The sequence below is a fragment of the Kineosporia sp. R_H_3 genome (assembly GCF_002198675.1).
In the GTDB taxonomy this organism is placed as follows: Bacteria; Actinomycetota; Actinomycetes; order Actinomycetales; family Kineosporiaceae; genus R-H-3.
The window spans coordinates 1-6,332 of the sequence record NZ_MWLL01000001.1; the positions used below are offsets into that span (position 1 = coordinate 1).

Below are 6,332 nucleotides of genomic sequence, written 5' to 3' on the forward strand. Positions count from 1 at the left end.
GGCTGCTCGCGCTCGGCGGCGTCGACGAGATGCTCGACCGGGTGCTCCTCGCGCACGGCATGGCCGAGGCGCTGACCACCCTGACGACCGACCACCGCGCCGTCCTCGAGCACCTGTACTTCCGCGACCGCAGCGTCGCCGAGACCGCCGCCCGGCTGGGCATCCCGGAGGGCACCGTGAAGTCCCGTGCGTACTACGCGCTGCGGGCGCTGCGGGTCGCGTGCGAGGAGCGGGGGCTCGTGCCGTGACGGCGAGCACCCCCGCCCCGGGCGGCCCGACCGCCAACCCCTGCGCGGCCCTGCGTGAGGACGCCGCCGTCGCCCTGCTGGGCGGCGAGCCGCTGCCGGACGCCGTCCGCGAGCACCAGGAGCTGTGCCCGACCTGCCGGGACGAGTTCGCCCGGCTCGCGGTGCTGCCCGCGCTCCTCGACGTGACCCGCGACGAGAGCGTGCCGCACGCCGAGGTGCCGGACGAGGCGCTGCTGCTTCGGACCCTCGAGGAGATGCGGCACCGCCGGCAGCGCCGTCGCCGGCTGCTCGTCGCGGTGGCGGCCGCTGCGGCCCTGCTCGTCGCCGTCCCCGCCGGGGTCCTCGTCGCCCGCGAGATCACCGAGACCTACGAAGGTCCGGGGACGGCGGTCGCCCGGCCGGGCGACGTCCTCGTCGCCGAGGGCACCGCGCAGGACCCCGCCTCCCCGGTCGGGGCCGACGTCCACGTGCTCGCGCACGGCGAGGGCCGCGGCAGCATCCTCGTCGTGGCCCCGTGGGGGCTCACGTCCGGCGTGACGTGCCGGATCGAGCTCGTCGACTCCGGCGGCTGGACGCATCCGGTGCAGACGTGGGTCGTGCCCGCGGGGTACAAGCGCGGCTGGAAGACCCGGGTGGCCGTGAACGTGCCTCCTTTGGATGTTTTGTACATCCGGCTCGTCGACGACGCGACCGACGTCCTTCTGCTTACGGTGCCACTCTCGCGCACGTAGTACTACAGCCATACCTAGTTTGATCTCTGGCCGCGTCAGCTTGCTAGACCCGGCGCGGGTGGTCCAGGTGCGGTCATGAGCGATGATTGAGCGTGGCAGCGTGCGAGGGTCGGTCTGACGTTGGCCCCGGCAGGGGAGCCGGCGACGAGGCCCGCGACAGAGGCCGCGACGGAGGCCCTGTCCGGGCACGACAGGGCCTCCGTCAGTGGGCGCACCCGCTGGGCGTTGCGGCTGGCTAGACCGGTGCGGGCGCTCGCGTTACCCGTCGTGGGGACGACGTATAGCACAAGGCGAACCGACCTGATCGCGGACCGCCGGGCTTCGCCGCCGAGCGGCGGAGTCGAAGCTGCCGCCGGCCATGGCGACGACCCAGCCGACGACGACGACGTTGGCGAGGACGACGGCCGGGGCGGCACTGACGATGCCCCGCACGTGGGCCTCCCGCGTCGCGCGCTTGGCGTGGCACGAGCCGGTGCACGTCGCGTCGTTGCGGCCCGCTGCCGGGACCCCGGCGGGACGCCGGCGGTGACTCCCGCGCGGCCGGCCGGCCACGCGTCGCCCATTGGGGTCAAAGATCCAGTGGGGGAGGGGGTCCGGGCAGCCCCGATCAGGGCAGACCAACACGCCGAGTTGAAGGTGAGTCGATCCACTACGGAGAGCGACAAGGCACAGGTCACGCCGCATGGCGGATGCAACCGCTCCGCCGTTCAGTGGATCCTAGACACGCGGATCTACGCGTTTGAGCCGTCGCGCGGGTCACGTAGGTCATCGCTACCAGGGCGTGGGTCCGGCTTTGGCGAGGACGCGCATCTCACAAGCCGGAAGACCCCGCTCGTGCCAAGGTGCGCCTGGGCTGTGTCCGGTGACTGGTCGGTGGTGACACCGGTACCGTCAACCGGCTGTCCGGGAAGGCTGACCCGCGGTAGGCGCGCGGAGGGGCGCGCAGATTGACGTCTCAGATCGGTTCGGCAACCGTGAGTGGTCAACGCTTGGCGCGTCTTGGCGGTGGCCGTTCCGATGACGGCGCCGATGAGCAAGCCCGCCAGGGTCAGGGGGCCGCTGGCGCGGGTCGTGGCTTGCACGACCGTCTGCAGGTACACGCCGAACGAGGGCTCATGCTGTCCGCTCAGTGCTGCGGGAATCGCGACGAGCCACAGGTCCGCAGCAAGCCCAGCCACGGTCCCGTAGCCAGCGCCGCGGGTGATCGCTACGACGGCTCGCCACAGGCATCCCGGCGTCGCCCGGCATGAGGGCGTGCTGCTGGTCGGCCACATCCACGTACTGGCCGGCGAATTGCGCCCTCGCCTTGCGATCATCACACACCCACTCACGAGTCTCGGACCTTCCTCGTCATCGATCCATGATGACCTGCCGAGCGCAAGGGGGATGCGCAACAGGAGCGGATCGTCCGCAGCCCCGTCAGCCAGACGCGTCGGATGGACGGATTGAAGGCGGCGTCTACGGAATCACCACCAAGTGTCTTGCTGAGTGGCGTCCCCGATAGTGGTGCGCCGGCCGGCCCTGACGGGCGTGGCATGGCAGCCCAGTTGCGTGCCGAACGACACGTATGGGCCGTTCGGAGGACCCCTGATCCCCCCAGCATTAGGGGCAGCCACCCCCCAGGTCAGGTGACAACATCGTCATTCACTCGCCATTTTGCTGTTAGTTAGTCCGATGGCGAGGGACGCCGGGGCGCGTCCGACGCGGAACTCACCGCGGGCCCAGCCGGGCCTGGGCGGCGTGAGCGTCGCCTGTCCTCCCGACAGCTGAACGCGTACGTGCACCTACCGTTCCTACCCGCCGTTATCCATCCCGAACCATCAGGGCACGATGCCGCCGCGAGGTCTGCGCGATCCCCGGCGGTCCAACTTCATCAGCCATACCCAGGTGCCGCGTCCGGAGGTCGTGGCCCTGGTGTCTTGCTGCCGCTGACAGGGCGTCGCCGGCAGTTACCACCTGTGCCCAACGTACGGAGCGCCGTCCAGGTGCTCCGGCGATGGGTGCTGCCTGCAGAAGGGGCGAACACCATGAATCCCATCCCACGGGCGGTCCTCGGCCGCCGCGGTGCGCGCAGGGCGCGCTCCGCCGTTGCCTTCCTCGCGTCCGCCGCCGTGGTCCTCACCGGCGTCGGCGTCTCCGCGGCCGCTCCGGCGAAGGCGGTGGTCGGCCAAGGCTTCACGGTGAGCCCCGCCGACCTCGAGTTCATCCTCAAGCAGATCAAGATTTCCGAGTACCACGCGAACAACACGACCACGACGACCGGTCCCTGCGGCGCGCTGCTCGGCTCCGGCCCGAACCAGATCGCGAGCCCGCTGCTGTCGTTCGGCCTGCGGACCGTGGACGGCTCCTGCAACAACCTCCAGTCGGGGCAGGAGACCTTCGGCGCCGCGGACCAGACGTTCCCGCGGCTCACCGAGCCGGTGTTCAGCCCGGCCGAGGACTCGAACGTCCCTGGCATCGGGCCCGTGGGCCCGCCCGGCGCGACCAGCTACGCCCAGACCTCCGGCTCTGTCGTCGACTCCGAGCCGCGGACGGTGAGCAACCTCATCGTCGACCAGACCTCGACCAACCCCGCGGCGGTCGAGGCCGCCGGCTTCCCGGTGCGCACCCAGGGCAACGAGGGCGTCGTACCGTGCACCGTCGACCCGTCGCCGGGTGACCCGAACGGGACGCCCGACGGCTGCGTGCCGGAGAACCAGACGTTGTTCATCCCGAACGTCACCACGGACGTCGGCCTGTCACCGCCGTTCAACGGGCTCTTCACGATCTTCGGCCAGTTCTTCGACCACGGCCTCGACAAGATCACGAACGGCGGCGGGGCCGGCACCGTCTTCGTCCCGCTCAAGGCCGACGACCCGCTCGTCACCCGGGGTCCCGACGGCATCGCAGGCAACGGTGACGAGGTGGACGAGAGCCTGCGGTTCATGACTCTGAGCCGCGGCAAGATCGTGCCCGGTGCGGACGGGTTCCGGAACGCGGCGAACACGGACACCCCGTTCGTCGACCAGAGCCAGACGTACACCTCGCACGCGTCCCACCAGTTCTTCCTGCGCGAGTACGACAGCACCAGCGGCACGCCGAAGGCCACCGGTCGGTTCCTCGACAAGACCGGCGACGACCACGGCCTGGCCACCTGGGCGGACATCAAGACGCAGGCGGCGACACAGCTCGGCATCGAGCTGCGAGACGTCGACGTCAACGACATTCCGATGGTCGTCACCGACCAGTACGGCAACTACATCCCGGGCCCGGCCCGGGGGATGCCGCAGTATGTGCTCGCGGACGGCGTCACGTTCGTCGAGGGCGACACGGCCAGCCCGGTCTCCACGAGCGGGTTGAAGAAGATCGGGACCGCGTTCCTCAACGACATCTCGCACAGTGCAGCACCGACGCAGGGTTCCACCGCGCTGACACCGGACAGCGACACCAACACCGGGACCAGTCTCGACCCGGTCGCCCCCGGCGAGTACGACAACGAGCTGCTCGACCAGCACGCGATCTGCGGGGATGGTCGCTGCAACGAGAACATCGCCCTGCAGGCCGTGCACCAGGTGTTCCACAACGAGCACAACCGCCTGGTCGGGGACATCGAAGCCACCCTCGCCGCCAACCCCTCGCTGCGCGACGCGTACCAGGCCGTCAACCTCACGCCAGGCAGCGACCGGACCTTCACCTACGAGGAGCGGCTCTTCCAGGCGGCGCGGTTCGTCACGGAGATGCAGTACCAGCACCTCGTCTTCGAGGAGTTCGCCCGCAAGGTGCAGCCGGCGATCAACCCGTTCGAGGCGTTCGCGTTCAACCAGACCGACGTCGACCCGGCGATCACGGCCGAGTTCGCGCACGCGGTCTACCGGTTCGGGCACTCGATGCTCACCGAGGACATCGCCCGCAAGAACCCGGACGGGTCGAACAACGACATCCCGCTGCTCGACGGCTTCCTCAACCCCGCCGAGTACTACCGAGGAGCCGGAGGCGCCCCGGTCAATGCCAAGCAGGCCGCGACGTCGATCATCATGGGGATGTCGGACCAGACCGGCAACGAGATCGACGAGTTCGTCACCAACACGCTGCGGAACAACCTGCTCGGGCTCCCGCTCGACCTCCCGGCGATCAACATGACCCGGGCCCGCAGCGAGGGCATCCCGCCGCTCAACGAGGTACGCCGCCAGATCTTCGCGGCCTCCAACGACGGCCAGCTCACGCCGTACACGAACTGGGTCGACTTCGGGCAGGCCCTCAAGCACCCCTCGTCGCTCGTGAACTTCGTGGCGGCGTACGGCACCCACCCGATCGTCACCGGCGCCACCACGCTGGCGGGCAAGCGGACCGCCGCCGAGCGGATCGTCAACGGTCTGGTCCTTCCCGGCCCGGACGGGATCCTCGCGGACGACCCGCTGACCCTGGACGTCGACGAGAGCGCGGACAACGTCAACCCGCCGGCCGACTCCGGCGAGTTCATGTTCGGCACCGACAGCTGGGCAGACGCCGGCGGCAAGACGTCCACCGGCGTCGACGACATCGACCTGTGGGTCGGTGGTCTCGCCGAGACCACCAACCCGTTCGGCGGCCTGCTCGGCACGACGTTCAACTACGTGTTCGAGAACCAGCTGACGAACCTGCAGAACGGTGACCGGTTCTACTACCTGGCCCGCACACCCGGCATGAACCTGCGCGCCCAGCTCGAGGGCAACTCGTTCGCCGAGCTCATGATGCGCAACACGGACGCGTCGACCCTCAAGGCCGACCCGTTCGCGACCGCCGACTGCAAGTTCGAGCTCGGCAACCTCACCGGAGCCGGGGTGTCCGGCAACTTCATCACCGGCCCCGGTTCGGTGAACGACGACCCGGCCTCGGAGTGCAACGAGAACCGGCTGCTGCTGCGCCAGCCCAACGGCACCATCGAGTACCGGGCACGCAACAGCGTCGACCCGTCGGGCATCAACGGGCAGGCCGTCTACAACGGCAGGCCCGGCACGTTCGTCGACCGGATCGTCGGCGGCAACGACAACGACACGTTCTGGGGCGGTGCCGGCAACGACGTCATCGACGGCGGCTCCGGGGACGACGTCGTCCTGGGCGGCGAGGGCGACGACATCATCACCGATCTCGCCGGCGCGGACGTCCCCAAGGGCGGTCCGGGCAACGACGCCATCGACGGCGGTATCGGCGACGACATCGTCATGGGTGGCGACGGCAAGGACTTCACCAACGGCGGTGCCAACCTCAACGAGCACTTCCTCGGCGCCGGTGACGACTTCGCGATCGCCGGTCAGGGCGCGGACGCGGTGTTCGGTGACAGCGGCGACGACTGGGAGGAGGGCGGCGACCAGCCGGACCTGCTCATCGGTGACAG

Annotated in this window: 4 protein-coding genes; all 4 read left to right on the forward strand. The window is 69.8% G+C overall.

The features are described from left to right. Positions 1 to 248 (forward strand): sigma factor-like helix-turn-helix DNA-binding protein (locus ECOMGDLI_RS00005; protein WP_304441377.1); only part of this gene is annotated, 248 nt, incomplete at its 5' end. Continuing rightward, the gene (locus ECOMGDLI_RS00010; RefSeq protein ID WP_088312390.1) at positions 245 to 979 is read left to right on the forward strand and encodes a hypothetical protein; all 735 of its coding nucleotides are present in this window, start codon (positions 245 to 247) and stop codon (positions 977 to 979) included. The genes ECOMGDLI_RS00005 and ECOMGDLI_RS00010, both read left to right, overlap by 4 nt. A 358-nt stretch (positions 980 to 1,337) precedes the next feature. Then, complete coding sequence (locus ECOMGDLI_RS34215) at positions 1,338 to 1,508, forward strand: hypothetical protein (protein ID WP_158220797.1); 171 nt, start codon at positions 1,338 to 1,340, stop codon at positions 1,506 to 1,508. A gap of 1,498 nt (positions 1,509 to 3,006) precedes the next feature. Then, positions 3,007 to 6,332: peroxidase family protein (locus tag ECOMGDLI_RS00015; RefSeq protein WP_304441378.1), on the forward strand; the 3,326-nt coding region annotated here is incomplete at its 3' end.